Genomic DNA, 22,934 nt, shown 5'->3' with positions numbered 1-22,934 from the left:
ATTAGCGAGTTATGAGGGGTGCATTCTTGTGGTGCAGGCCTCTTCCGCATTGCCGTCAGGTTGCGTCTGTTGGCGGCATTGTTGACTTTCCCGCCGTTTTGCTGTTTATCCCGCGCAATCTGCGACGAGACAAGCACTCCGAGCCGCCGACCGGGACCCGCAAGGTATAAACAGATCCCGGAGGTCAACACCCGACAGCGCGATGCGCCCTCGGGTGCTTTTTGGCTTTGCGTCTTGTTTTCGTCCAAGGAAATACCGAGGTTTCGGGTATCCGAAACCGAGTAAGGAAGAGCCGATGTTTGAAAACCTCCAGGACCGCCTTGGTTCCATTCTGAATGGACTGACCGGCCGTGGCGCATTGTCCGAGGCGGATGTCTCGGCAGCGTTACGCGAGGTTCGCCGTGCACTTCTGGAAGCCGACGTCGCACTGGAAGTCGTGCGCGGCTTCACGGAAAGAGTCCGCGAAAAGGCTGTCGGCGCCGCCGTCCTGAAGTCGATCAAGCCCGGCCAGATGGTCGTCAAGATCGTCCATGACGAATTGGTCGAGATGCTCGGCACCGAAGGTGTCGGCGTAGACCTGATGGCGGCCGCACCTGTCGTCATCATGATGGTCGGCCTGCAGGGCTCGGGCAAGACCACGACGTCAGGCAAGATCGCCAAGCGCCTGACCGACCGCGACAAGAAGAAGGTCCTGATGGCCTCGCTCGACACGCGTCGTCCGGCGGCCCAGGAACAGCTGCGCCAGCTCGGCGTGCAGACCGGCATCGACACGCTGCCGGTGATCGCCGGACAGTCGCCGACCGATATCGCCGCGCGCGCCGTCCAGGCTGCCAAGCTCGGCGGCCATGACGTGGTCATCCTCGACACCGCCGGCCGTACCCATATCGACGAGCCGCTGATGATCGAGATGGCCGAGATCAAGGCCCGCTCGAAGCCACATGAAATCCTGCTGGTCGCCGATGCGCTGACCGGTCAGGACGCCGTCAACCTGGCGCGCAATTTCGACGAACGCGTCGGCATCACCGGTCTCGTGCTGACCCGCATGGACGGCGATGGCCGCGGCGGTGCAGCCCTTTCGATGCGCGCCGTCACCGGCAAGCCGATCAAGCTGATCGGCGTCGGCGAAAAGATGTCGGAACTCGACGAGTTCCATCCGCGCCGCATCGCCGACCGTATCCTCGGCATGGGCGACATCGTCTCGCTGGTCGAGAAGGCTGCCGAGAACATCGATGCCGAAAAGGCGGCCGCCATGGCGGCCCGCATGGCCAAGGGCAAGTTCGACCTCAACGATCTTGCCGACCAGATCGGCCAGATGCAGAAGATGGGCGGCATGGGCGGCATCATGGGCATGATGCCCGGCATGGCCGGCATGAAGGACAAGATGGCGTCCGCCGGCCTCGACGACAAGCTGTTCAAGCGCCAGCTCGCGATCATCTCCTCGATGACCAAGGCAGAGCGCGCCAATCCGGACCTGCTCAAGCATTCCCGCAAGAAGCGCATCGCGGCCGGCTCCGGCACGGATGCGGCGCAGATCAACAAGCTTTTGAAAATGCACCGCCAGATGGCCGACATGATGAAAATGATGGGCGGCAAGAAGGGCGGCGGCATGATGAAGCAGATGATGGGCGGTCTGGCTTCGAAGATGGGCCTCGGTGGCCTTGGGGGCGGAATGGGCGGCGGAATGGGCGGCATGCCCGATCTCTCCAGTCTCGACCCGAAACAGCTCGAAGCCTTGGCCAAGCAGGCCGAAGCCGCCGGCATGAAGCCGGGCGCCGGTCTGCCGGGTCTGGGCAGTGGTGGCCTGCCGGGTCTCGGCGGTCCGAAGCTGCCGGGTCTCGGTGGTGGGTTCCCGGGCCTGCCCGGCCTGCCGAAGAAGAAGTGAAAGGACGCGCATGACTGATCAGACTGTCAAGCAGCAGCTTTCCGGCTATCGCCAGTCGATCGACAATATCGACGCGGCGCTGGTCCATATGCTGGCGGAACGTTTCCGCTGCACCAAGGCCGTGGGCGTGCTCAAGGCCCAATACGATTTGCCGCCGGCGGACCCGGCGCGCGAGGAATACCAGATCGCCCGCCTGCGCCACCTGGCCCAGGATGCCAATCTGGATCCGGATTTCGCCGAGAAGTTCCTGAACTTCATCATCACCGAAGTCATCCGGCATCATGAAGCCATTGCCGCCGAACACGGTGGCGTCACTGAAAAGACCGCCTGACGGCGGCCTCAACAAAAAACCGGATCTGCCGTGCGCAGTCCGGACTGAAAACCAAGGAGTAATGCAATGTCCCTGAAGATTCGTCTCGCCCGCGGTGGTTCCAAGAAGCGCCCTTACTACCAGATCGTTATTGCAGACGCCCGCAGCCCGCGTGACGGCCGCTTCCTCGAGAAGGTCGGTTCGTGGAACCCGATGCTCGCCAAGGACAACGACAAGCGCGTTGAACTGAACGCCGACCGCATCAAGGAATGGCTGGTCAAGGGCGCACAGCCGACCGACCGTGTTGCCAAGTTCCTGGCCGATGCCGGTCTCGTGACCCGCGACGCTCGCAGCAACCCGGAAAAGGCAAAGCCGGGCAAGAAGGCCTTGGAGCGCGTTGCCGAGCGCAAGCAGAAGGCTGAAGACGCCGCTGCTGCCGCTGCCGAAGCTGCTGCTGAATAATAGGGTCTGATCCCTGATCAAGCGGGCGGCGGGTTTCCCTCCGCCCGCTTTTGCGTTTTCTTTCTGTGCGCTTGCCCTTAAAAGGGGTGAGCGGACCAGTTTCTCTTCAGGATATCAAAGACCCATGACCGTGCTGCAGAACCCCGTCTTGATGGCCGTGATCGGCGCTGCCCAGGGCTTGCGCGGCGAGGTCCGGGTGAAAACCTACACCGCCGACCAGTTGTCGCTCGGCGAATACGGCGCGCTTTACAGTGCCGACGGGCGCAAGTTCGAGATCCTCGATATCCGCGAGGCAAAGACGGTCGCGATCGTGCGTTTCCGCGGCGTTAACGACCGCAATGCCGCCGAGGCGCTGAACGGGCTTGAGCTGTTCGTCGATCGCGACAGCCTGCCGAATGACAACCTGGACGATGACGAATTCTACTATGCCGATCTTGAAGGTCTCGAGGTCTATGACGCCGAGAACAATCACTATGGCGCGGTGTCCGGCGTTTATGATTTTGGCGCCGGCGATCTGCTGGAGCTGAAAGGCCCAGGCAAGCGGCCGGTGCTCATTCCGTTCTCGGAAGCTGCCGTGCTCGAGATTGATCTCGAGGGCAACCGTATCCTGGTCGATCCGATTGCTGCCGGCCTCAAGGACGACGGCGAGGAAAAACCCTACGGCCTCGGCAAGCCGCGTCCGCCCTATGGCAGCAAATGAACCTGCCATGAGCTTCAAGGCCTCCATTCTGACCCTCTATCCGGACATGTTCCCGGGCCATCTCGGCCAGGCGCTTGCCGGTCGGGCCCTGGAGCGTGGCGACTGGTCGCTGGACGCGGTGCAGATCCGCGATTTCGCCGAAGACAAACATCGCAGTGTCGATGACACGCCGTCTGGTGGCGGTGCCGGCATGGTGCTCAAGCCGGATGTACTGGCGCGGGCGATCGATTCCATAGCCAGCGATGCAAGGCCGCGGCTTTTGATGAGCCCCCGCGGTCGACCGCTGACCCAGCAGCGCGTGCGTGAGCTTGCGGACGGCGAGGGCGTGGTGATCGTCTGCGGCCGCTTCGAGGGTGTCGACCAGCGCGTCATCGATGCGCGGCAGCTCGAAGAAGTTTCCATCGGCGACTATATATTGTCCGGTGGCGAGCCGGCAGCGCTCACCCTGCTCGATGCCGTGGTCCGCATTCTGCCCGGCGTGATGGGCAACCAGCTGTCGGGCGTGCATGAGAGCTTCGAAGGCGGCCTGCTCGAACATCCGCACTATACCCGGCCGCAGGTTTTCGAGGGGCGCGATATTCCGGAGATCCTGACCTCCGGCAATCATGCGGCGATCGAGAAATGGCGTCAGGCGGAAGCGGTCAAGCTCACGAAGGAACGTCGGCCGGATCTGCTGGCCTCGGACCTTCTGGCCCCGGACCTTCTGGCCAAGACCAAGGCTCAGCCGGTCACGAAGTAATAGATCGCAAGGCCGACACCGGCCGCCACGACCAGCCAGCGCATCACCGGCTGCGGAACCTTCTTTGCCATGGCGACGCCGGCATAGCCGCCGAGTGCGACGGCCGGGATCATGATCGCGGCATGGGTCCAGGACAGCGCTCCCGCACCGACGAAAACGGCGATAGCCACGGCGGCAATGACGATCGACAGGAAGTTTTTCAGCGCGTTGAGGCGATGATAGTCGCCGCCGCTTGCCAGCCCGAGCGATGCCAGCATCATGATGCCCATGCCGGCGCCGAAGAAGCCGCCATAAAACGAGGTCGCGGCCTGAAGCACGAGGCCCAGCGGGCTCGCCGGGTGGCTTTCGCCCGCTGTCTTCGGCCTCAATTTCGGGCCAGCCGCAAAGACCGCGGTCGCGGCCAGCAGCAGCCACGGCACCATGGCGCGGAACGACGGGTTGGAGAGCGATATCAGGAAGAGCGCGCCGCCGAATGCTCCAATGGCGGACACGATGCCCAGCGCGAGCGCGCTTTTCCAAAGGCCGGCGAATTCGCGGCGATAGGCCAAGGTCGAGGTGATGTAACCGGGAAACTGAGTCACCGACGAGGTGGCATTGGCGCTGATCGGCGGCAGGCCAGCGAGCGTCAGTGCACCGAAGGTCAGAAAGGTGCCACCGCCGGCAATGGCATTGACCGCGCCGGACAGAAAGCCCGCGACGAACAACAGGCAGATCAAGGCTACGGACATTCGGCAACTCCCTTTCATGCGACTGGTCGCAGTCATAGCATCGTAAAATTGACCGACAAGCCGCATTTCAAGGGCTTGCGGCGGATAAAATTGGGGCTGAAGGGGTGACAAGCCGTGCCCCATGGTGTAATGGCCCGCTCGGATATGGGCAACAAGCCCGTCTGCCAAAACAAAGAACCGCGTATTCGCTCCCGCCTTTGCAGGCAAGATCCGGAGGCCATGGCCGAAGGATGAACGTTGAGCGCTCTGGCCGTTTCAGAAGAAATTGAGGTTAGACATGAACATCATTCAGCAGCTGGAAGCCGAACAGGCCGCCAAGATCGAAGCCAAGCGCAAGCTGCCGGAATTCTCGGCTGGCGATACGCTCCGCGTCAACGTCACCGTCAAGGAAGGCACGCGTACCCGCGTACAGGCCTATGAAGGCGTTTGCATCGCTCGTTCGGGCGGCGGCATCAACGAAAGCTTCACCGTTCGCAAGATCTCCTACGGCGAAGGCGTCGAGCGCGTATTCCCGGTCTACTCGCCGCTCGTTGAAAGCGTTGAAGTCGTCCGTCGCGGTAAGGTCCGTCGCGCCAAGCTCTACTACCTGCGCGATCGTCGCGGCAAGTCGGCTCGTATCGTTGAAGACACCGGCGTTCGCGCCCGCAAGCTGAACGACGCCGAGCGCGCCGCGATCGCTGAAGAAAAGGCACGTCTGGAAGCCGAAAAGGTCGCAGCAGCACAGGCTCTGGCCGCCGAAAAGGCAGCTGCAGAAGCCGCTGAAGCCAAGGCCGCTGCAGAAGCTGCTGCTGCTGCTGAAGCAACGGCTGCCGAAGGCGCCGCAGAATAAGACTTTCCCGTTTCGGGATTTGGGAAAAGGCGGGGCTTCGGCTCCGCCTTTTTCGTTTCGACCGATGCGACATCCGCCCGCAGCGGGTACCGGGTTTCCACACTTGTCGGTTTAGGATCTGCCTGATATCCCTTCTCGCCTGTCGGGGGATAGAATGACGAAGCGTGGACCGATTGCGACCTGGATGACGATGATGCGCATGGCGTGCATCATTGCCCTGTGCGCTGTCGGTTTTGCCCACCGTGCGCCTGTCGCTGCGGCCTCCGTGCTGAGTGCCGCAGAGATTGCAGCTCTGACGCTTCCTGACGGCTCTCTGCCTGACCTGTGCCTGCCTGGGCAGGGTGAAGACGGCAAATCCAAGATGCATACGGCTTCTACCGATTGCGAAGCCTGCCGGATCTCCGCGCAGATCCTGCCACTGATGCCGACCGACCTGGTCGGCACGCGCCTGCCGATCGCCACTCATATTGCCCTGCCGCTTCGGGTCGAGGCATTTTACCGGCAGCTTTTTCCCCCCAATGGTGGCCCCCGAGCCCCTCCCGTTTCGGTCGTTTGATCTGAGCCCGGTACGTCGGCGGCCCTGCCGCCTGCGTCCGGATATCGTCAAATCTGGCCGTTGAGCATGCCGTCACGCATGTCCGGCCGAAGTCCGGACCTGCCCCATGCTTGAACCCACCATGCCCCTGCGCCTGCAGGCGGCGATGCCGCCGCCGTCGGCCTCCCATCAGGACGCACATCGCATCGACCGTCAGGATGCTGCCCTGCTGCCGCCGCGCACCACGATTTTTCTCGAAGGCTTCGCGCGCTCGCAGGCGCTCACCATGCTGCTCGGCCGTAAGACGGCGCCGGAACGGGTTGCCTGTGCCATTCTCGATCTTGCCGGGCAATTCGGTCGTCCCGCCCGCCAGCGCAAGCGCGGCGCCGTCACCTTTCATTTGTATCCCACCCGGGGCGATCTGGCTGATTGGCTCGGTCTGACGATCGAGACGGTGAGCCGATGCTTTACCCGGTTGAAGCGTGCCGGCCTGATCGAATTCCAGACGTCCGACCTCGTCACCCTGCTTGAGCCCGCGCAATTGACGCAGGTGGCTTCCGGTAACGCCCCTATCCCGCTTTCATTGATCTAGAGAGGATCCGATGTCGACTGTTCAAGGTCTTGTCCCCGCCGCCGAGACGTCCCGAAACGCCTTGCGCCGCTTTTATTTTACCGCCTGGCGCTGGCATTTCTATGCCGGCCTCTATGTTGCTCCGTTCCTGTTGATGCTGGCGGTCACGGGCCTCGTGATGCTGTGGTCTGCCGTCTTCATCGGGCGCGACGGCGAAAAATACTACCGCGTCACGCCGCAGGCCGAAACCGTTTCGGTATCCCGGCAGGCCGAAGCGGCCTTCATGACCGCGCCGGACGGCCAGATCGTCCAGTATATCGCGCCGCGAACGGCCGATGGTTCTGCCGTCTTCCGCATCAATCAGGGCGATGCTTCCAGCATGGTTGCGGTCGATCCCTACACGGCCGAGGTGCTGGGCACCTGGGAGCGGCACAATGGCCTCTATGACCTGGCCAACACGATCCATGGCACCCTCATGATCGGCACCCTGGGCGATCGGCTGATCGAGATCGCCGCCGGCTTCGGCGTGGTGCTGATCGTCACCGGCCTTTATTTGTGGTGGCCGCGCGACGGCCAGGGTTTTGCCAGCGTCCTGGTGCCGAATCTTGCCGCCAAGGGCCGGGCGCTGTGGAAGTTGCTGCATCTGACGGTCGGCTTCTATGTCTCGGCGATCCTGCTCGTCTTCCTGCTGTCGGGCCTGACCTGGGCCGGTATCTGGGGCGAGAAAATGACCCAGGCCTGGAGCACGTTTCCGGCCGAGAAATGGGATAATGTGCCGCTGTCCGACGAAACGCATGCCAGCATGAACCATGGCGGCGTAAAGAACGTGCCGTGGACGCTGGAGCAGACGCCGATGCCGGTGTCCGGCTCGGCAGCGGGTGTCACGGGCACGCCGGAAGGCCAGCCGGTGGATATCGATGCTATCGTCACGCTTGCCCGCTCGCTGGGCTTCGACCAGCGATTCCAGCTCGCATTCCCAGGTGATACGGCCGGTGTCTGGACGATCTCGCGCGACACGATGAGCAATGACAGCGCCAATCCGCTGTCGGATCGTACCGTGCATATCGATCAGTATACCGGCAAGATCCTCGCGAATGTCGGCTTTGCCGACTATGGCGCGGCCGGCAAAGCGATGGCGGTCGGTATCGCCTTCCACGAGGGCGACATGGGTCTGTGGAACCTGGCACTGGTGACGGTCTTCTGTCTGTCGATCATCTTCCTGTCGGTCAGCGGTATCGTCATGTGGTGGAAGCGTCGCCCGAAGGGTGCCGCCCGTCTCGTTGCGCCGGTGGTCAGTGAACCTGGCCCGCTGTGGAAGACCGGGGCGGTCGTGATGCTCGCGGTCTCGCTGTTGTTTCCGCTGTCCGGCGCCGTGCTTGTCGGCGTGCTGCTGCTCGACCTGCTGGTGATCCGTCACGTGAAGCCTTTGAAGCGGGCCGTCAGCTAGGATTTAAACGCCGGCGGCTGATCAAATCGGCCGCTGGCAACCAATACGGGCCGTGAAACCATGCACTTGGAAAGGCAGGCGGCACTTGCCTTGGCCAAACAAACTGTGACACTCTGCCTTGCCACAATTCAGGAGAGTTCCATGCTGTTTCGCCGCGCTGTTGTTGCCGGTCTGTCCGCCCTCGTGCTCGCACCGCTCGCAGCTTCGGCTGCCGACCTGCCGGATCTCGGCGGCAAGACGGTCGTCGTCGTCACCGAAAACGCCTATCCGCCGCTGCAGTTTGTCGATCCGAAGTCCGGCCAGGCGATCGGCTGGGAATATGACGCGATGAACGAGATCGCCAAGCGGCTGAACTTCAAGGTCGAATACCAGAACACCTCCTGGGACGCGATGATCCAGGCAGTGTCCGACGATCAGTACAATCTCGGGATGACCGGCATCACCATCAAGGACGACCGCAAGGAGAAGGTCGACTTCTCCGATCCCTACATGCGATCCGAGCAGTTCATGCTGGTGCGCGGCGACGAGGCGCGCTTTACCGATGCCAAGAGCTTCGCGGCCCTGACCGACGGTCTGGTCGGCGCGCAGCCGGGCACCTCGCCATTCTACACCGCCGTCTACGAGATCCTCGACGGCAACGAACAGAACCCGCGCATCAAGCTGTTCGAAACCTTCGGCGCCACGGTGCAGGCGCTCAAGGCCGGCGACGTCGATCTGGTCCTGACCGATAGCGTCGCAGCCAAGGGTTATGTCGATGCGTCCCAGGGTGGCCTGAAGGTCGTCGGCGGCGCGCTCGGCGCCGAGGACTTCGGCTTCATCTACCCGAAGGGCTCCGATCTGGTTCAGCCGATCAACGCCGCGATTGCGGCGCTGAAGGCCGACGGCACGTTTGATGCGCTGAACAAGAAGTGGTTCCTCGACTACAAGATGGGCGAATGAGTCCACTTGCCAGAAACCGCGACAGGATCGCCGGCTGATGAGCTTTCAGACCCTGCCGCAAGGCAATCAGAAGGGCGACCGACCCTGGTGGTTGGTCGCCTTTATCGTGCTGGCCGTCGTGGTCGGCCTCGTCATCGTGTTCAGCGATCTGTACACGCAAGTGTTCAACACGATCGCCCAAGGCATCTGGGTCACGGTGTTCGTCACGCTGACCGGGTTTCTGCTGGCGACCACGCTCGGGTTGATGATCGCGCTGCTCGGCATGGCCGACAGCGTGGTGCTGCGCCAGATCGCCCGCTTCTATGTCGAGGTGGTGCGCGGCGTGCCGATCCTCGTCCTGCTGTTTTATGTCGCCTTTGTCGGCGCGCCGGGCTTTGTCGCGCTCTACAACCTCATCGTCTCGCCGCTGACGACCGCCGGCTATCTGGAGCCTATGGTGGTGCGCGATGTTTCACTGATGTGGCGGGCGATCATCGCGCTGATGATCGGTTACTCGGCCTTCATCGCCGAGATCTTCCGGGCCGGCATCCAGTCGATCGACAAGGGCCAGATCGAAGCGGCAAAGGCCCTCGGTCTCAGTCGTGGCCAGCGGTTCCGCCTCGTCGTCTTTCCGCAGGCGATCCGAGTGATCTTTCCGCCGCTGTCGAACGATTTTGTCGCCATGGTCAAGGATTCATCGCTGGTCTCGGTGCTTGGCGTCGCCGACATTACCCAGATGGGCAAGGTCTATGCGTCGGGCTCGTTCCGCTTTTTCGAAACCTATTCGATCGTCGCCTATGTCTATCTGGTGCTGACGATCGGCTTGTCACTGATGCTACGCGGCTTCGAAAAGCGCATGCGCTCGCGAGCGGAGCGCTAGCGTATTCCGGACGCCGAAGAATTCGCTTCAGCGTCCGGCGGGGTGCTCACCCCGGTCAGTAGATCTCCGGCACATACATCTCCTGCGGTACCGGATGACGCAGATAGTCGCTCTTGCGCACCCGATCCGGCAGCACGACCTCTTCCTTCGGCACGCTTTCGTAAGGGATCTGGCCGAGCAGATGGCTGATCATGTTCAGCCGCGCCTTCTTCTTGTCCACGGCCTGGACGACCCACCACGGCGCCTCGGGAATATGGGTGCGCTCGAGCATCTCTTCCTTGGCCTTGGTATATTCCTCCCAATGGATGCGGCTCTGCAGGTCCATCGGTGACAATTTCCACTGCTTCAACGGATCGTTGATGCGCATGCGGAAGCGGAATTCCTGCTCCTCGTCGGTAATCGAGAACCAGTATTTCAACAGGATGATGCCGGAGCGGGCCAGCATGCGCTCGAATTCCGGCACAGAGCGGAAAAACTCTTCCAGTTCGTCCTGGCTACAGAAACCCATGACCCGTTCGACACCGGCGCGGTTGTACCAGGAGCGGTCGAACATCACCATTTCGCCGGCCGTCGGCAGATGATTGACGTAGCGCTGGAAATACCACTGGCTGCGTTCGCGTTCGGTCGGGGCCGGCAGTGCCACGACGCGGCAGACGCGCGGATTGAGGCGCTGCGTCACCCGCTTGATCGCGCCGCCCTTGCCGGCGGAATCGCGGCCCTCGAACAGCAGCACGACCTTGAGCTTCTTGTAATGCACCCAATCCTGCAGCCGCACGAGTTCGTGCTGCAGCTTGAACAGTTCGCGGAAATAGACCTTGCGGTCGATGGTCGGCTCAGACAGGCCCTCGGCGACGAGTTCGTCCAGCCGTTCTTCTTCCATCTCAAGCTCAAGCTCTTCGTCGAAGCTGTCGATGATCTCGTTCTTAATGCGGTTGACATCGTCATGCGTGGGCGCGGACATAAATGCTCCTTCCGGTGTTCGAACGGCAGATCAACGCATGTTTGCGCGAATACTTTATGACAGTTGGGAAATAGGTCGGCCAGTTCAAGTCATCGTCCTGCGGCAATCTTCCGCGCCCCCCCAATACTGCGGGATGCATGTTGGCAGACACTGGCGCATTGCCGACGCCTCGAAAAACTGCTAAAGAAGCGCCCATGGGATCGAAATTCGGATGCCTCGCGCCAGACATTTTCGTGCTGCAAGACCATAAGCGTCTGCCGGCACGTTTCTTCGCGCGCGTCTCCGGGGCGCTCAACAGCCGTCTACTTTAAGACGCCGTAACGCCGGTTTGCCGTTTGGCGACCACACGCCCGATTGCCATCATTCATCTTCACACGGATATACCAGCCATGAGCGCACCGCGTACCCTTTACGACAAGATCTGGGACGACCACATGGTCGATCAGCAGGACGACGGAACCTGTCTTCTCTACATTGATCGTCACCTCGTTCACGAAGTGACGAGCCCGCAAGCCTTCGAAGGCCTGCGCATGGCCGGCCGCAAGGTCCGTGCACCGGAAAAGACGCTCGCTGTCGTTGACCACAACGTTCCGACCTCGCCGGATCGCCATCTCGGCATCAAGAACGAGGAAAGCCGCATCCAGGTCGAGGCGCTGGCCACCAATGCCGCAGAGTTCGGCGTCGAATATTATTCGGCCAGCGACAAGCGCCAGGGCATCGTGCACATCGTCGGCCCGGAACAGGGCTTCACCCTGCCGGGCATGACCATTGTCTGCGGCGACAGCCACACCTCGACACATGGTGCCTTTGGGGCATTGGCGCATGGTATCGGCACGTCCGAGGTCGAACATGTGCTCGCCACCCAGACGCTGATCCAGAAGAAGGCGAAGAACATGCTGGTGCGTGTCGATGGCGTTCTGCCGGAGCATGTCACCGCCAAGGACATCATCCTTGCGATCATCGGCGAAATCGGCACCGCCGGCGGTACCGGCCATGTCATCGAATTTGCCGGCGAAGCCATCCGCGCGCTGTCGATGGAAGGCCGCATGACCGTCTGCAACATGACGATCGAAGGCGGCGCCCGCGCCGGCCTGATCGCGCCGGACGAAAAGACCTTCGAATATATCAAGGGCAAGCCGCGCGCGCCGAAGGGTGAACAGCTGGAACAGGCGATCGCCTACTGGAAGACGCTGCAGAGCGACGAAGGCGCCCATTACGACCGCGTCGTCGTGCTCGATGCAGCAAGCCTGCCGCCGATCGTCTCCTGGGGTTCCTCGCCGGAAGACGTAATCTCGGTTCAGGGCGCCGTGCCGAACCCGGACGAAATCCAGGACGAGAACAAGCGCACCTCCAAGTGGCGCGCGCTTGACTATATGGGTCTGAAGCCGGGCACGAAGATCACCGATATCGCTGTCGACCGTGTGTTCATCGGCTCCTGCACCAATGGCCGCATCGAGGACCTGCGCGAAGTCGCCAAGGTTGTCGAAGGCAAGACGGTTGCCTCGACTGTATCGGCGATGATCGTTCCGGGTTCCGGCCTGGTCAAGGAACAGGCGGAAGCCGAAGGCCTCGACACGATCTTCAAGGCTGCCGGCTTTGACTGGCGCGAACCAGGCTGCTCGATGTGTCTGGCGATGAACGACGACCGGCTGAAGCCGGGCGAGCGTTGCGCCTCGACCTCGAACCGCAATTTTGAAGGCCGCCAGGGCTTCAAGGGCCGCACGCATCTGGTGTCGCCGGCCATGGCCGCTGCCGCCGCCGTTGCCGGACACTTCGTCGATATCCGCGACTGGAAGTAAGGCGGAGCCGAACTCGTGACTTCAAAAGCCGTCCGCAGCGATGCGGGCGGCTTCTTTTTTGCGGTTGTGTCGAGGTGCAATCGCAAAGACGGGTAATTGCCAAGGCTGACAATTGCAAAGACTGGCAATTGCAAAGACTGGCAAAGCCGCTATCGTCGCGCCGTCACAAAACTGTCATGCAACCCTCCTCGATGACCCATCCCATGCCCCAGCCGAATTTCAAGATCGCCAGCGCCGGCGCGGTGCGTGCATGAGCGCGATCGCCATTGGTCTTGCCCTGGTTGCTGCCATCCTGCATGCGAGCTGGAACGCCTTCCTGCGCACCGGAAACGATCGTCTGTGGTCGATTACCGTGATGAGCCTCGCCGGCAGCGTGATCGCGCTGCCGTTTCTGTTCTATTTTCCGCTGCCGGACATGGCTGCCTGGCCCTACATCCTGCTTTCTGCAGGCCTGCAGGTCGGCTACAGCCTGTTTCTCGTGGCAGCCTACCGTCATGGCGAATTGGGCCAGGTCTATCCGATCGTGCGCGGTTCCGTGCCGATGCTGGTGACGCTGGGCGGCTTCCTATTCTTCCATGAGGTGCTGGGGCCCTACCAGACGCTGGGCGTTGCCCTGGTCGCTGCCGGCATCATGAGCCTGTCGCTCGGCAAGACTCGGGCAGCCACATCGTCATTGCTGTTTGCGCTTGCCACCGGCTTTATCATCGCCTGCTATTCAACGGTGGATTCCAAGGGCGTGAAGCTGGTGGAGCAGCCGGTTGCCTATGCCATGTGGGTGCTGTTCCTGTTCGGCGTGATGATCTGCATTACCTATGGCGTGCTGCGTCGTGGTTTGCTGATCGATTTTCGCGCCAGCGTCACCTGGAAGGCGTTTGCCGGCGGCGTTGTCGCGATGATGGCCTATGGCCTCGTCGTCGTCGCCTATTCCTTTGCGCCGGCCGGTCTGGTGACGGCGGTGCGCGAAACCAGTGTCGTCTTCGCGGTCCTGATCGGGGCTGCGTTTCTCGGCGAACACTTGACGATCCGGCGGGTGGCCGCCTGCCTGATCGTGGCCGCCGGCGCGATCTGCGTCAGCCTCTAGAAACCGACGACACAAAAAAAGCGGCCACCGGGCCGCTTTCCTTGTCGTGGTTAATCAAATGTTACACGTGAATCAAAAGGTTGCGGTCTTCGGATCCGGGCCGATACGAGCACCTGCATCGTCCAGCGCGTTCAGTTCTGCCACGTCGTCACCCGACAGCTGGAAGTCGAAGACCTTGAAGTTTTCGACGATACGCGATGGCGTGACGGACTTCGGAATGACCACGAGGCCGTTGTCGATATGCCAGCGGATGATTACCTGTGCCGGCGTGCGGCCGAGACGCGCGGCAATCTTGCCGATGACCGGGTTGTTCAGCAGCTTGCCCTGACCAAGTGGGCTCCAGGACTGGGTCGCGATCTTGCGCTTGTCATGGAAGGCGCGCGTCGTTTTCTGCTGGAAGTCTGGATGCAGTTCGATCTGGTTGATGACAGGCACGACGCCCGTCTCGCCGATGATCTTTTCCAGGTGCTCGGGATAAAAATTCGAGACGCCGATCGATTTTGCCCGGCCTTCTTCCTTGAGTTTGATGAAAGCCTTCCAGGTATCGACGAACAAGCCGCGATGGGCCGACGGCCAGTGGATCAGGTAAAGGTCGACATAGTCGGTGCCGAGACGCTTCAGGCTGGCATCAAAGGCCTTGAGGGTCTGCTCGTAGCCCTGGTCGACGTTCCAGAGTTTGGTGGTGAGGAAGATCTCGCCGCGGGCGACGCCCGACTGCTTTATGCCGCTGCCAACACCTTCCTCGTTTTCATAGACCGCCGCCGTATCGACATGGCGATAGCCGGCCTCGAGTGCCGCCTTGACCGCGGGAGCGGCCTCGTCATTCGGGGTCTGCCAGACGCCAAGGCCAACCTGGGGAATGCTGTTGCCATCGTTCAGGGTAATATGGGTTTGTTCTGTCATCGGTGAAATCTCCATGAAGTATCGGGCGATTGAAGACGGCGGAGGTCTTCGGAAATGGTTCGTGCTGGCGCGGTTTATCCAGCAGTCGGAATCGGGCCGTGACAAGGGGCATGCCTCTGTTTCCAATTCCCTACTTAGGAAGGTTGCCGGCCAATGAAAGGGCAGTGCGATGCAATTTGGCTGATCGTGCTGTCAGAGAACCTGAAGGCTGGTTCTTGCCGTCAGATAAGGCAGAAGGCGGCGCATGTCGCGCGGATGGAGTGCGACGCAGCCTTCCGTCGGTTGATAGCCGGGACGGGCTATGTGGAAGAAGATGGCCGAGCCACAGCCGCGCTTGCGGGAAGACAGGTTCCAGTCGAGAACGATACAGAGGTCGTAGAGTTCGTCATCGCGCATCAGACGTTCGTGGCTCGGCCGGAACGGCGCCTTGACCGGGCGATTGTAGCTGGCATGGCCGGACGCGTCGCACCAGAGCATGTTGGCGCTGACGCGCTGCATCGGCAAGGCGGTCTTCGGCTCGCGCACCCGGTCGCCGCGCAGGTAGCCGGAGACGAGTTTCATCGTCGCAATCGGGGTTGCGCCGTCGCCTTCGCGCTTGCGGCTGGTGGTGGCCGAGCGGCCGATGGCGGCGCGCAGGCGCAAGGGGCCGGCCTGGAGGATCGCCTGGCTCTTGCCGGTCGGCGCCCGACGAACAAGCAGGCGGCGCAGCGTCTTTTCGGGAATTTTCGGCTTGTCGGCTCTCACATTCACGAGATTTTGCCTTGTTCGTGAAGAATGTTGTATTCATAGCACTTCATATGTTTCGGCAAAGCCATAATTGCCTGAAGATAAGAGCATAAGCCTTCGAAAATACGACCCAATCTGGAAGGATCAAGGATGACGGCGCGGACCATTCTGCTCGTGGATGACGACGAGGATCTAAGGCAGATCCTGGTCGAACAGCTCTCGCACTATGAAGAGTTCCAGCTTCTGCAGGAAAACAATGCCACGCGCGCCATGCAGACGGCAAAGACCAGCCAGGTCGACCTGCTGATCATGGATGTCGGCCTGCCGGACATGGACGGCCGCGAGGCGGTCAAGCTGTTGCGCAAGGGCGGCTTCAAGTCGCCGGTGATCATGCTGACCGGCCACGATACCGATTCCGACACGATCCTCGGCCTGGAAGCCGGCGCCAATGATTATGTCACCAAGCCGTTCCGCTTTGCCGTGCTGCTCGCCCGCATCCGCGCCCAGTTGCGCCAGTTCGAGCAGAGCGAAGACGCGACCTTCGGCGTCGGGCCCTATCTGTTCAAGCCGAGCCAGAAGCTGCTGACCACCGACGACGGCAAGAAGATCCGCCTGACCGAAAAGGAATCGGCGATCATCCGCTATCTCTATCGCGCCGGCCAGAAGGTGGTGACGCGTGACGTGCTGCTCGAAGAGGTCTGGGGCTATAATTCCGGCGTCACCACCCACACGCTGGAAACCCATGTCTACCGCCTGCGCCAGAAGATCGAGCGGGACCCGTCAAACGCCGAAATCCTGGTCACAGAGAATGGCGGCTACAAGATCATTCCCTGACTTGACCTGATCGGGGGCAATGATCCTGCCTTCGGTCAGCGATGGCGCTGGTCCCGCTCGGTGTCCGCAGACGACTGCGGACAGCCGGGGATGATGCGCTTGCATGGGTCGTCTCGTCCGCACTTTTGCGTTATGGCTTGAGGACTGCTGCCGGGATCGGCAGCAGCATGCGGCCTGCGACGGGAGAGATTGATGGCACTGAGCGACGATATCGATCTGCTTTCGGCAGTACCGCTGTTCTCCGGCCTGGATACGGACCAGTTGCGTCTGGTCGCCTTCGGCGCCGAACATCGGCAGATCGCGACGGGTCAGGTGCTGTTTCGCGAAAAGTCGCCGGCCGAATGCGCCTATGTGGTGGTCAGCGGCGCCCTTGACCTGCATGTCATCGGCCGCGGCGGCAAGTCTCGGCTCGAGACGACGGTCGGCAAGGGCGTCATGCTCTCCGAGCTTGCGCTGGTGACAATGGTCGAGCGGAAGTTCACTGCCGTCGCGGCGGAAGACGTCGATGTCATCCGCATCACCCGGGCGATGTTTCACAGGCTGCTGGAGGAGTATCCAGCCATGGCGCGGCATGTCGAGGCGCGCATCAAGCAGTCGATCAGCGCATTGGTCGACGGAACGGCCGCCATGGCAGGCCGTTTCGAATAAACATAGCCTGCTATCAGATATCGAACGTCGCTGTGACCGGGACATGGTCGGACGGTTGTTTCCAGCCGCGCGCTTCCTTCAGGATGTCGACACGCTTGAGCAGCGGCGCCAGATCGGCTGATGACCAGATATGGTCAAGGCGGCGGCCCTTGTTGGCGGCGGCCCAGTCTTTGGCACGGTAGCTCCACCAAGTATAGAGCTTTTCGCTGTCGGGCACATGCTGGCGCATCAGGTCGACCCAGTTGCCCTGGCGCATGATCTCCAGCAGGCCTTCGGTCTCGACCGGCGTGTGGCTGACGATCTTCAGCATCTGTTTGTGCGACCAGACGTCGTGCTCGAGCGGTGCGATGTTCAGGTCGCCGACCAAAACCGTGCCGTGCCCGGCTCGCCATCGGCCGACAGCGCCTTCATTTCGGCGATGAAGTCGAGCTTGTGGCCGAATTTCGGGTTGATCACGCGGTTGGGCTCGTCACCGCCGGCGGGGACGTAGAAATTGTGCAGGCGAATGCGGCGGCCGGCCCATTCGAAGACCGCCGAGATGTGGCGGCTGTCGCCGACGCCGCAATAGTCCTGGCGGTGATCCTCGGTCAGCGGCAGGCGCGAGCAGATGGCAACGCCGTGATAGCCCTTCTGGCCATGCAGGACGATGTTCGTGTAGCCGAGTGCTGCGATCTGCTCAGCGGGGAACTGGTCGTTCTGGCATTTGATCTCCTGCAGGCAGAGAATGTCCGGGCTTGTCTGCCTGAGGAAATCCTCGACGATCGGCAGGCGCAGCCGCACCGAATTGATGTTCCAGGTGGTGATCGAAAGCGTCATGGCGATTGTTCCCCAGATGTCTCCCGTTCTTAGAAAGTTTCATCCGCCATGAACAGGAAAAGGCGGCCGGACATCTCTGTCTGCCGCCTTTCTCCACAGGTGAGGTCCGGACAATCAGCGCTGCTGGTTGTGAACGTCCGCATAAGGAATTTCAAAGACGCTCTGATCGAAGTCGACGCCGGTCTGGACGTTGAAGATCATCACCGAGGTGTCCTTCTTCTGCAGGTCGGTGATGGTCCACTGGCGCAGTTCGAAGGTCTTCGGGTCGAACATCAGGGTGATTGTCGAATCGCCAAGCAGGGTCTTGTCGCCCAGCACGATCGTGGTGAGGTCAGCCTCTTCCTTGACGTCACGGACCATCTTGTTGCCAAGATCGATGCGCTCGGCCAGAAGCAGACTCAGTGGCGTCTTTGACAACGGATAGAGATCCCAGGTCTTCAGCTTGGTATTGCCGATCACGACATTCTTGCCGTCGGCGATCACGCGCATCGGCGAAGGCTTCTCATAGTTGAAGCGCAGCTTGCCCGGACGCTGGATGAAAAACTTCCCGCCGGTCTGCTCGCCACGCGGGCCGAACTGGACAAACTCGCCCATCATGTTCTTCACGCTGGAGAAATGGTCGGCGATCTTCTGGGCGGCATCGGTCGCGGCAAAAGCAGGCATGGGCGGCAGGGCGGCATAGGCCATGAAAGCGGCAGCGCCCAGGACGAATTGGCGACGGCTGGTCAACGCGGGCAAGAAGGCCTCGCGTTCTGCATTATCTTCACTCATCCGGTACTCCTTCATATGCTTGCATGTCTTGCCGAAAAAGGCGGCGGCTTCATGACGTAAGCCTGCGCGTCCTGTGCGGCAACTCGTCCCAGTCGCAGTTGTTCCATCACCTTTCGATGTCGGATTCGGTGGGCACGAGGATCTCGCGCTTGCCGGCGTGATTGGCCGGTCCGATGATGCCTTCCTTCTCCATGCGCTCGATCAGCGAGGCGGCGCGGTTGTAGCCAATGCCAAGGCGGCGCTGGACATAGGAGGTGGATGCCTTGCCGTCGCGCAGCACGATCGCAACCGCCTGGTCATAGGGATCGTCGGATTCCGACAGGTTGGAGGTGCCCGCCGGTCCGCCGCCCTCTTCGCCGTCGTCATCATCGACCGTGATGGCTTCGAGATATTGCGGCGAGCCCTGGGTCTTCAGGTAGGCGACGATTTCCTCGACCTCGTTGTCCGACACGAAAGGCCCGTGCACACGCTGGATTCTGCCGCCACCGGCCATGTAAAGCATGTCCCCCATGCCGAGCAGCTGTTCGGCGCCCTGTTCGCCGAGAATGGTGCGGCTGTCGATCTTCGACGTGACCTGGAAGGAAATGCGGGTCGGGAAGTTCGCCTTGATCGTGCCGGTGATGACATCGACCGATGGGCGCTGGGTGGCCATGATCACGTGGATGCCGGCTGCACGCGCCATCTGCGCCAGACGCTGCACGGCGCCTTCGATGTCCTTGCCGGCGACCATCATCAGGTCGGCCATTTCGTCGATGATCACGACGATGTAGGGGATCGGCTGCAGGTCGAATTCTTCGGTCTCGTAGATCGCCTCGCCGGTCTGGCGGTCGAAGCCGGTCTGCACGGTGCGGGTCAGGACCTCGCCCTTTTCCAGCGCCTGCTCGACGCGGCTGTTGAAGCCGTCGATATTGCGCACGCCGATCTTCGACATCTTCTTGTAGCGCTCTTCCATCTCGCGGACGGTCCATTTCAGCGCAACGACGGCCTTTTTGGGATCGGTCACGACTGGCGACAGCAGATGGGGAATGCCGTCATAGACCGAAAGTTCGAGCATTTTCGGATCGATCATGATCAGGCGGCACTTTTCCGGCGACAGCCGGTAAAGCAGCGACAGGATCATCGTGTTGATGGCGACAGACTTGCCCGAGCCGGTGGTACCGGCGACCAGCAGATGCGGCATCTTGGCAAGGTCGGCAATCACCGGTTCGCCGCCGATCGTCTTGCCGAGCGCCATGGCGAGCTTGGCCTTGTTGCCGTCGAAGTCCTTCGAGCCGATCAGTTCGCGCAGATAGACGGTCTCGCGCGTCTGGTTGGGCAATTCGATGCCGATGGCGTTGCGGCCGGGCACAACGGCGACACGGGCAGCGATCGCGCTCATCGAGCGGGCGATGTCGTCGGCAAGACCGATGACGCGGGACGACTTGATGCCCGGTGCTGGCTCCAGTTCGTAGAGCGTCACGACCGGGCCGGGACGGACATGGATGATCTCGCCCTTGACGCCGAAATCGTCGAGCACGCCTTCAAGCAGGCGGGCATTGTGTTCCAGGGCCTCGGTCGACAGGGTCGCGTCGCGGGCAACCGCGCGGGGTTCGGCCAGCAGATGCACGGAGGGAAGCTGGAAACCGTCGGGGCGCAGCAGCGAGCCCTGGGCATCACGCTCGACGCGGGCGCCGGGCTTGGGGCGGCTGGCGGGCGCGGAGACCTGCGGCGAACTGCGGCCGGCGCCGATATTGCGCGAGGGTGCTGCCGGCGCCGCATTCCAGTCGTCCTCGTCGTCGGGCAGGATGCCGGCCGGGCGCGGCATGTCGTCCATGTCGAATGCGCCGTCGTCATCGTCGAAATGGCCGCTGGCCATGGGCGGCGGCGAAACGATGGAGCGGGTGGTCGCTCGCGGAGCACCCTCGAGTACCGGCTCCTGACGGGCATGCAAGGCGGGTGCCTTCGGACGGCTCGGTTCGTTCAGCGTGCCGAACTCATCATCGTTGAAGTCGTAGGGCTGGTCGAAATCACGGCGGCTGCGTTCGGCCGGCTTCAGGCCGAACAGCCGGCGCATGCGCGCGCGCGTCGTGTACCAGTTGTGGGCAATGGCGCCGAGCGCCAGGGCAATCGGACCTTCCGGCTCGTCCTCGTCGTCGGCCTCGATGGCTTGTGCCAGGCTGCGGCTCTTGTCTGCCTGGGCCTTGATCTGGGGGGCCGGAATCTCCGGTTCGCTGCGCCCGACAATGCCGGCGGCAAACAGCAGAAGCCATGCGGTCGGCACGGCGAGGATGGAGCCCATCACCATGGCAAAGGTGCCGGTCGGATAGGCCCCGATGAACAGGGCCGGGAAGCGTAGGATCAGGTCGCCCAGAACGCCGCCGGTGCCGCTCGGCAGCGGCCATGTCAGCGGCGGCGGGAAACAGCCGACGGTGGCGGCGGCAACCAGCGCGCCAACCAGCCAGGCGGCGAGACGAGCCGGTACGCGGGTCAGCCTGCGTCCGCCGATCAGGGCGAATGACCAGGCAAGCACCGGCAACAGCGCCAGCAGGCTGGCCAGGCCGAAGAATTGCATCATTAGATCGGCAAACACCGCACCCCAGAGACCGAGGATGTTGGTCGGCTGATTGTCGGTGGCATAGGACAGGCTCGGATCGGCGACATTCCAGGTGGCCAGTGATGCAACCGCGAGAACCAGCAGCAGGAAGAGCCCAAAACCGGCCAGCGAGAAGATCTGGCGCAATACGAAAGCGGTCAGCACGAAGCGAGCCGAGTGTTCGGTAAGCGCTGCCGAATTTCCTCTGTCCATGTGATTGCCTGCCCGTCCGCGTGAGGTCACTGCTACGCCTTGCGCCGGCTGGGGAACCGGCATGGCTTTACGATACCCTACAGCGCCGAGGGTTAATGCGGCATTAACCATGGCGATGCGATTGGCCCCACAGGCAGTCCGAAAATATGATTTGCGCACAAAAAACGCCCGGGCCTTGCGGTCCGGGCGTTCGTGATGCTTGCGAGGTGGCCGCGCCGAAGCGCGAACCGTTTCTTAGTTGTGGTAGGCAGCTTCGCCGTGCGAGGCGAGGTCGAGACCTTCGCGCTCGGCTTCGACCGGTACGCGCAGGCCAACGATGACGTCGGTGATCTTGAACAGGATGACCGAACCGACACCGCACCATACGACGGTGACGAGGACTGCCTTCACCTGGGTGAAGAACTGCGCACCCATGGTCACGCCTTCTGCGTAGCCGATGCCGCCGAGCGAGGAAGAGGCGAAGATGCCGGTTGCCAGCGCGCCGAACAGGCCGCCGATGCCGTGGACGCCGAAGACGTCAGCGGTATCGTCGTAGCCGAACTTGTTCTTGATCACGGAGACGAAGAAGTAGCACAGCGGGGAAACGATCAGGCCCATGACGATCGCGCCCATCGGGCCGGCAATGCCGGCGGCCGGGGTGATGACGACGAGACCGGCGATCATGCCGGAAGCCGCGCCCAGCATGGATGCCTTGCCGCGGGTGAAGGTTTCGACGATCGACCAGGACACAACAGCAGCAGCCGTTGCAATGAAGGTGTTGATCGTGGCGAGCATGGCGCCGCCGGTGGCTTCAAGGTTCGAGCCGGCATTGAAGCCGAACCAGCCGAACCAGAGCATGGCCGCACCGACGAGGGTGAGGGTCATGGAATGCGGAGCCATCATGTCCTTGCCGTAGCCGGTACGCTTGCCGACCATGATCGCGCCAACCAGACCGGCAACACCGGCATTGATGTGCACGACGGTACCGCCGGCGAAGTCAAGCGCGCCCCAGCCGAAGATCAGGCCGTTTGCGTCCCAGACCATATGGGCGATCGGGAAGTAGACGAAGGTGACCCAGAGCAGGCAGAATAGAACCGATGCCGAGAACTTGATGCGTTCGGCAAAGGCGCCGACGATCAGGGCCGGGGTGATGGCGGCAAACGTCATCTGGAAGACGATGAAGATGTATTCCGGAATGACGGCGTCAGAGAAGGTTGCCGCCGTGCTGTCCGGCGTGACGCCGGCCAGGAAGAGCTTGGCGAAGCCGCCGAAATACGGGTTGGTCGATCCGCCGAAAGCGAAGGAGTAGCCGTAGAGAACCCATGCGATCATGATCGCGGAGCCGATAACGGTGCACTGCATGAGAACGGAGAGCATGTTCTTGGCGCGTACGAGGCCGCCGTAGAACAGGGCAAGGCCCGGGATCAGCATGAACAGGACGAGGATGGTGCAGACGAACATGAAGGCGGTGTCGCCCTTGTTCGGAACCGGTGCGGCAGCGGCCGCTTCGGCAACAGCAGGTGCTGCTTCCTGCGCGAAGGCGACAACCGGCGCCAGCACTGCTGCCGACGCGGCGCCAATGCGCAGCAATGTGGATTTCGACTTGGCAAATGACATCAGAAAAAACTCC

22 protein-coding genes and 1 pseudogene are annotated in these 22,934 nt (G+C 62.0%); 15 read left to right on the top strand and 8 right to left on the bottom strand.

Features of this window, described 5'->3' with window-relative positions:
* Positions 1-295: 295 nt before the first annotated feature.
* The 5 genes from ffh to trmD all read left to right on the top strand — a co-directional run bounded on the left by ffh (position 296) and on the right by trmD (position 4,093).
* Positions 296-1,882 carry a signal recognition particle protein gene (gene ffh, locus PDO_RS10640; RefSeq protein WP_007601628.1) on the top strand — a complete coding sequence of 529 codons (1,587 nt, stop codon included), beginning with the start codon at positions 296-298 and terminating at the stop codon, positions 1,880-1,882.
* A 10-nt stretch (positions 1,883-1,892) separates the two neighbouring features.
* A complete protein-coding gene (locus PDO_RS10635; RefSeq protein ID WP_007601627.1) occupies positions 1,893-2,213 on the top strand; it encodes a chorismate mutase in 321 nt (106 codons plus the stop codon).
* 66 nt (positions 2,214-2,279) lie between these two features.
* Positions 2,280-2,654: a 30S ribosomal protein S16 gene (gene rpsP / locus PDO_RS10630; RefSeq protein WP_007601626.1), complete on the top strand. Its 375-nt coding sequence runs from the start codon at positions 2,280-2,282 to the stop codon at positions 2,652-2,654.
* A 124-nt stretch (positions 2,655-2,778) separates the two neighbouring features.
* The gene (gene rimM / locus PDO_RS10625) at positions 2,779-3,354 is read left to right on the top strand and encodes a ribosome maturation factor RimM (RefSeq protein WP_007601603.1); all 576 of its coding nucleotides are present in this window, start codon (positions 2,779-2,781) and stop codon (positions 3,352-3,354) included.
* A 7-nt stretch (positions 3,355-3,361) separates the two neighbouring features.
* Positions 3,362-4,093 (top strand): tRNA (guanosine(37)-N1)-methyltransferase TrmD, encoded by a 732-nt coding sequence (gene trmD / locus PDO_RS10620; protein ID WP_007601599.1) that lies wholly within the window; start codon positions 3,362-3,364, stop codon positions 4,091-4,093.
* On the opposite strand, the gene PDO_RS10615 is transcribed toward trmD, so the two are convergent.
* A complete protein-coding gene (locus PDO_RS10615) occupies positions 4,075-4,821 on the bottom strand; it encodes a sulfite exporter TauE/SafE family protein (protein ID WP_007601596.1) in 747 nt (248 codons plus the stop codon). The two genes, trmD and PDO_RS10615, sit on opposite strands and share 19 nt — an antisense overlap.
* 277 nt (positions 4,822-5,098) lie before the next feature.
* On the opposite strand from PDO_RS10615, the gene rplS reads away from it, so the two are divergent.
* The 6 genes from rplS to PDO_RS10585 all read left to right on the top strand — a co-directional run bounded on the left by rplS (position 5,099) and on the right by PDO_RS10585 (position 10,001).
* Positions 5,099-5,650, top strand: a complete 552-nt coding sequence (gene rplS / locus PDO_RS10610) for a 50S ribosomal protein L19 (protein ID WP_007601594.1) — start codon at positions 5,099-5,101, stop codon at positions 5,648-5,650.
* Between the two features lie 154 nt (positions 5,651-5,804).
* Positions 5,805-6,206, top strand: a complete 402-nt coding sequence (locus tag PDO_RS10605; protein WP_007601592.1) for a DUF2946 family protein — start codon at positions 5,805-5,807, stop codon at positions 6,204-6,206.
* A gap of 106 nt (positions 6,207-6,312) precedes the next feature.
* On the top strand, positions 6,313-6,777 hold the full coding sequence (locus PDO_RS26685; protein WP_007601590.1) for a helix-turn-helix domain-containing protein: 465 nt from the start codon (positions 6,313-6,315) through the stop codon (positions 6,775-6,777).
* 10 nt (positions 6,778-6,787) lie between these two features.
* Entirely contained in the window at positions 6,788-8,203 is a 1,416-nt protein-coding gene (locus tag PDO_RS10595) for a PepSY-associated TM helix domain-containing protein (protein ID WP_007601588.1), read from the top strand.
* Positions 8,204-8,344: 141 nt separating this feature from the next.
* A complete protein-coding gene (locus PDO_RS10590; RefSeq protein ID WP_007601581.1) occupies positions 8,345-9,142 on the top strand; it encodes a transporter substrate-binding domain-containing protein in 798 nt (265 codons plus the stop codon).
* Positions 9,143-9,179: 37 nt separating this feature from the next.
* On the top strand, positions 9,180-10,001 hold the full coding sequence (locus tag PDO_RS10585; RefSeq protein ID WP_007601567.1) for an amino acid ABC transporter permease: 822 nt from the start codon (positions 9,180-9,182) through the stop codon (positions 9,999-10,001).
* Positions 10,002-10,056: 55 nt separating this feature from the next.
* On the opposite strand, the gene ppk2 is transcribed toward PDO_RS10585, so the two are convergent.
* A complete protein-coding gene (gene ppk2, locus PDO_RS10580) occupies positions 10,057-10,962 on the bottom strand; it encodes a polyphosphate kinase 2 (protein ID WP_007601566.1) in 906 nt (301 codons plus the stop codon).
* Positions 10,963-11,351: 389 nt separating this feature from the next.
* On the opposite strand from ppk2, the gene leuC reads away from it, so the two are divergent.
* Entirely contained in the window at positions 11,352-12,761 is a 1,410-nt protein-coding gene (gene leuC, locus PDO_RS10575) for a 3-isopropylmalate dehydratase large subunit (RefSeq protein WP_007601565.1), read from the top strand.
* Positions 12,762-13,011: 250 nt separating this feature from the next.
* Complete coding sequence (locus PDO_RS10570; protein ID WP_007601564.1) at positions 13,012-13,842, top strand: DMT family transporter; 831 nt, start codon at positions 13,012-13,014, stop codon at positions 13,840-13,842.
* A gap of 72 nt (positions 13,843-13,914) precedes the next feature.
* Here PDO_RS10570 and PDO_RS10565 read toward each other — a convergent pair whose 3' ends face one another.
* Together PDO_RS10565 and PDO_RS10560 are read right to left on the bottom strand one after the other, a co-directional pair.
* The gene (locus PDO_RS10565; RefSeq protein ID WP_007601563.1) at positions 13,915-14,745 is read right to left on the bottom strand and encodes an aldo/keto reductase; all 831 of its coding nucleotides are present in this window, start codon (positions 14,743-14,745) and stop codon (positions 13,915-13,917) included.
* A gap of 192 nt (positions 14,746-14,937) precedes the next feature.
* Positions 14,938-15,495: a L,D-transpeptidase family protein gene (locus PDO_RS10560; protein ID WP_007601545.1), complete on the bottom strand. Its 558-nt coding sequence runs from the start codon at positions 15,493-15,495 to the stop codon at positions 14,938-14,940.
* Between the two features lie 126 nt (positions 15,496-15,621).
* Here PDO_RS10560 and PDO_RS10555 point away from each other — a divergent pair, with 126 nt between their 5' ends.
* Positions 15,622-16,305, top strand: a complete 684-nt coding sequence (locus PDO_RS10555) for a response regulator transcription factor (RefSeq protein WP_007601544.1) — start codon at positions 15,622-15,624, stop codon at positions 16,303-16,305.
* A 192-nt stretch (positions 16,306-16,497) separates the two neighbouring features.
* On the top strand, positions 16,498-16,953 hold the full coding sequence (locus tag PDO_RS10550; protein WP_007601542.1) for a cyclic nucleotide-binding domain-containing protein: 456 nt from the start codon (positions 16,498-16,500) through the stop codon (positions 16,951-16,953).
* Between the two features lie 13 nt (positions 16,954-16,966).
* On the opposite strand, the pseudogene PDO_RS10545 reads toward PDO_RS10550, so the two are convergent.
* From PDO_RS10545 to PDO_RS10530, 4 genes and pseudogenes are all read right to left on the bottom strand, one after another.
* A pseudogene (locus tag PDO_RS10545) lies at positions 16,967-17,769 on the bottom strand (exodeoxyribonuclease III).
* A 114-nt stretch (positions 17,770-17,883) separates the two neighbouring features.
* Positions 17,884-18,540: an outer membrane lipoprotein carrier protein LolA gene (locus PDO_RS10540; protein ID WP_007601540.1), complete on the bottom strand. Its 657-nt coding sequence runs from the start codon at positions 18,538-18,540 to the stop codon at positions 17,884-17,886.
* A 106-nt stretch (positions 18,541-18,646) separates the two neighbouring features.
* Positions 18,647-21,325, bottom strand: coding sequence for an FtsK/SpoIIIE family DNA translocase (locus tag PDO_RS10535; RefSeq protein ID WP_007601538.1), 2,679 nt, complete (start codon positions 21,323-21,325; stop codon positions 18,647-18,649).
* A 234-nt stretch (positions 21,326-21,559) separates the two neighbouring features.
* The gene (locus tag PDO_RS10530; RefSeq protein ID WP_007601536.1) at positions 21,560-22,921 is read right to left on the bottom strand and encodes an ammonium transporter; all 1,362 of its coding nucleotides are present in this window, start codon (positions 22,919-22,921) and stop codon (positions 21,560-21,562) included.
* Positions 22,922-22,934: the final 13 nt, after the last annotated feature.

The organism is Rhizobium sp. PDO1-076, assembly GCF_000247475.1.
In the GTDB taxonomy this organism is placed as follows: domain Bacteria; phylum Pseudomonadota; class Alphaproteobacteria; order Rhizobiales; family Rhizobiaceae; genus Allorhizobium.
The sequence above is the reverse complement of the archived record's forward strand: the minus strand, read 5'-3'. Positions and strand labels throughout refer to the sequence as shown.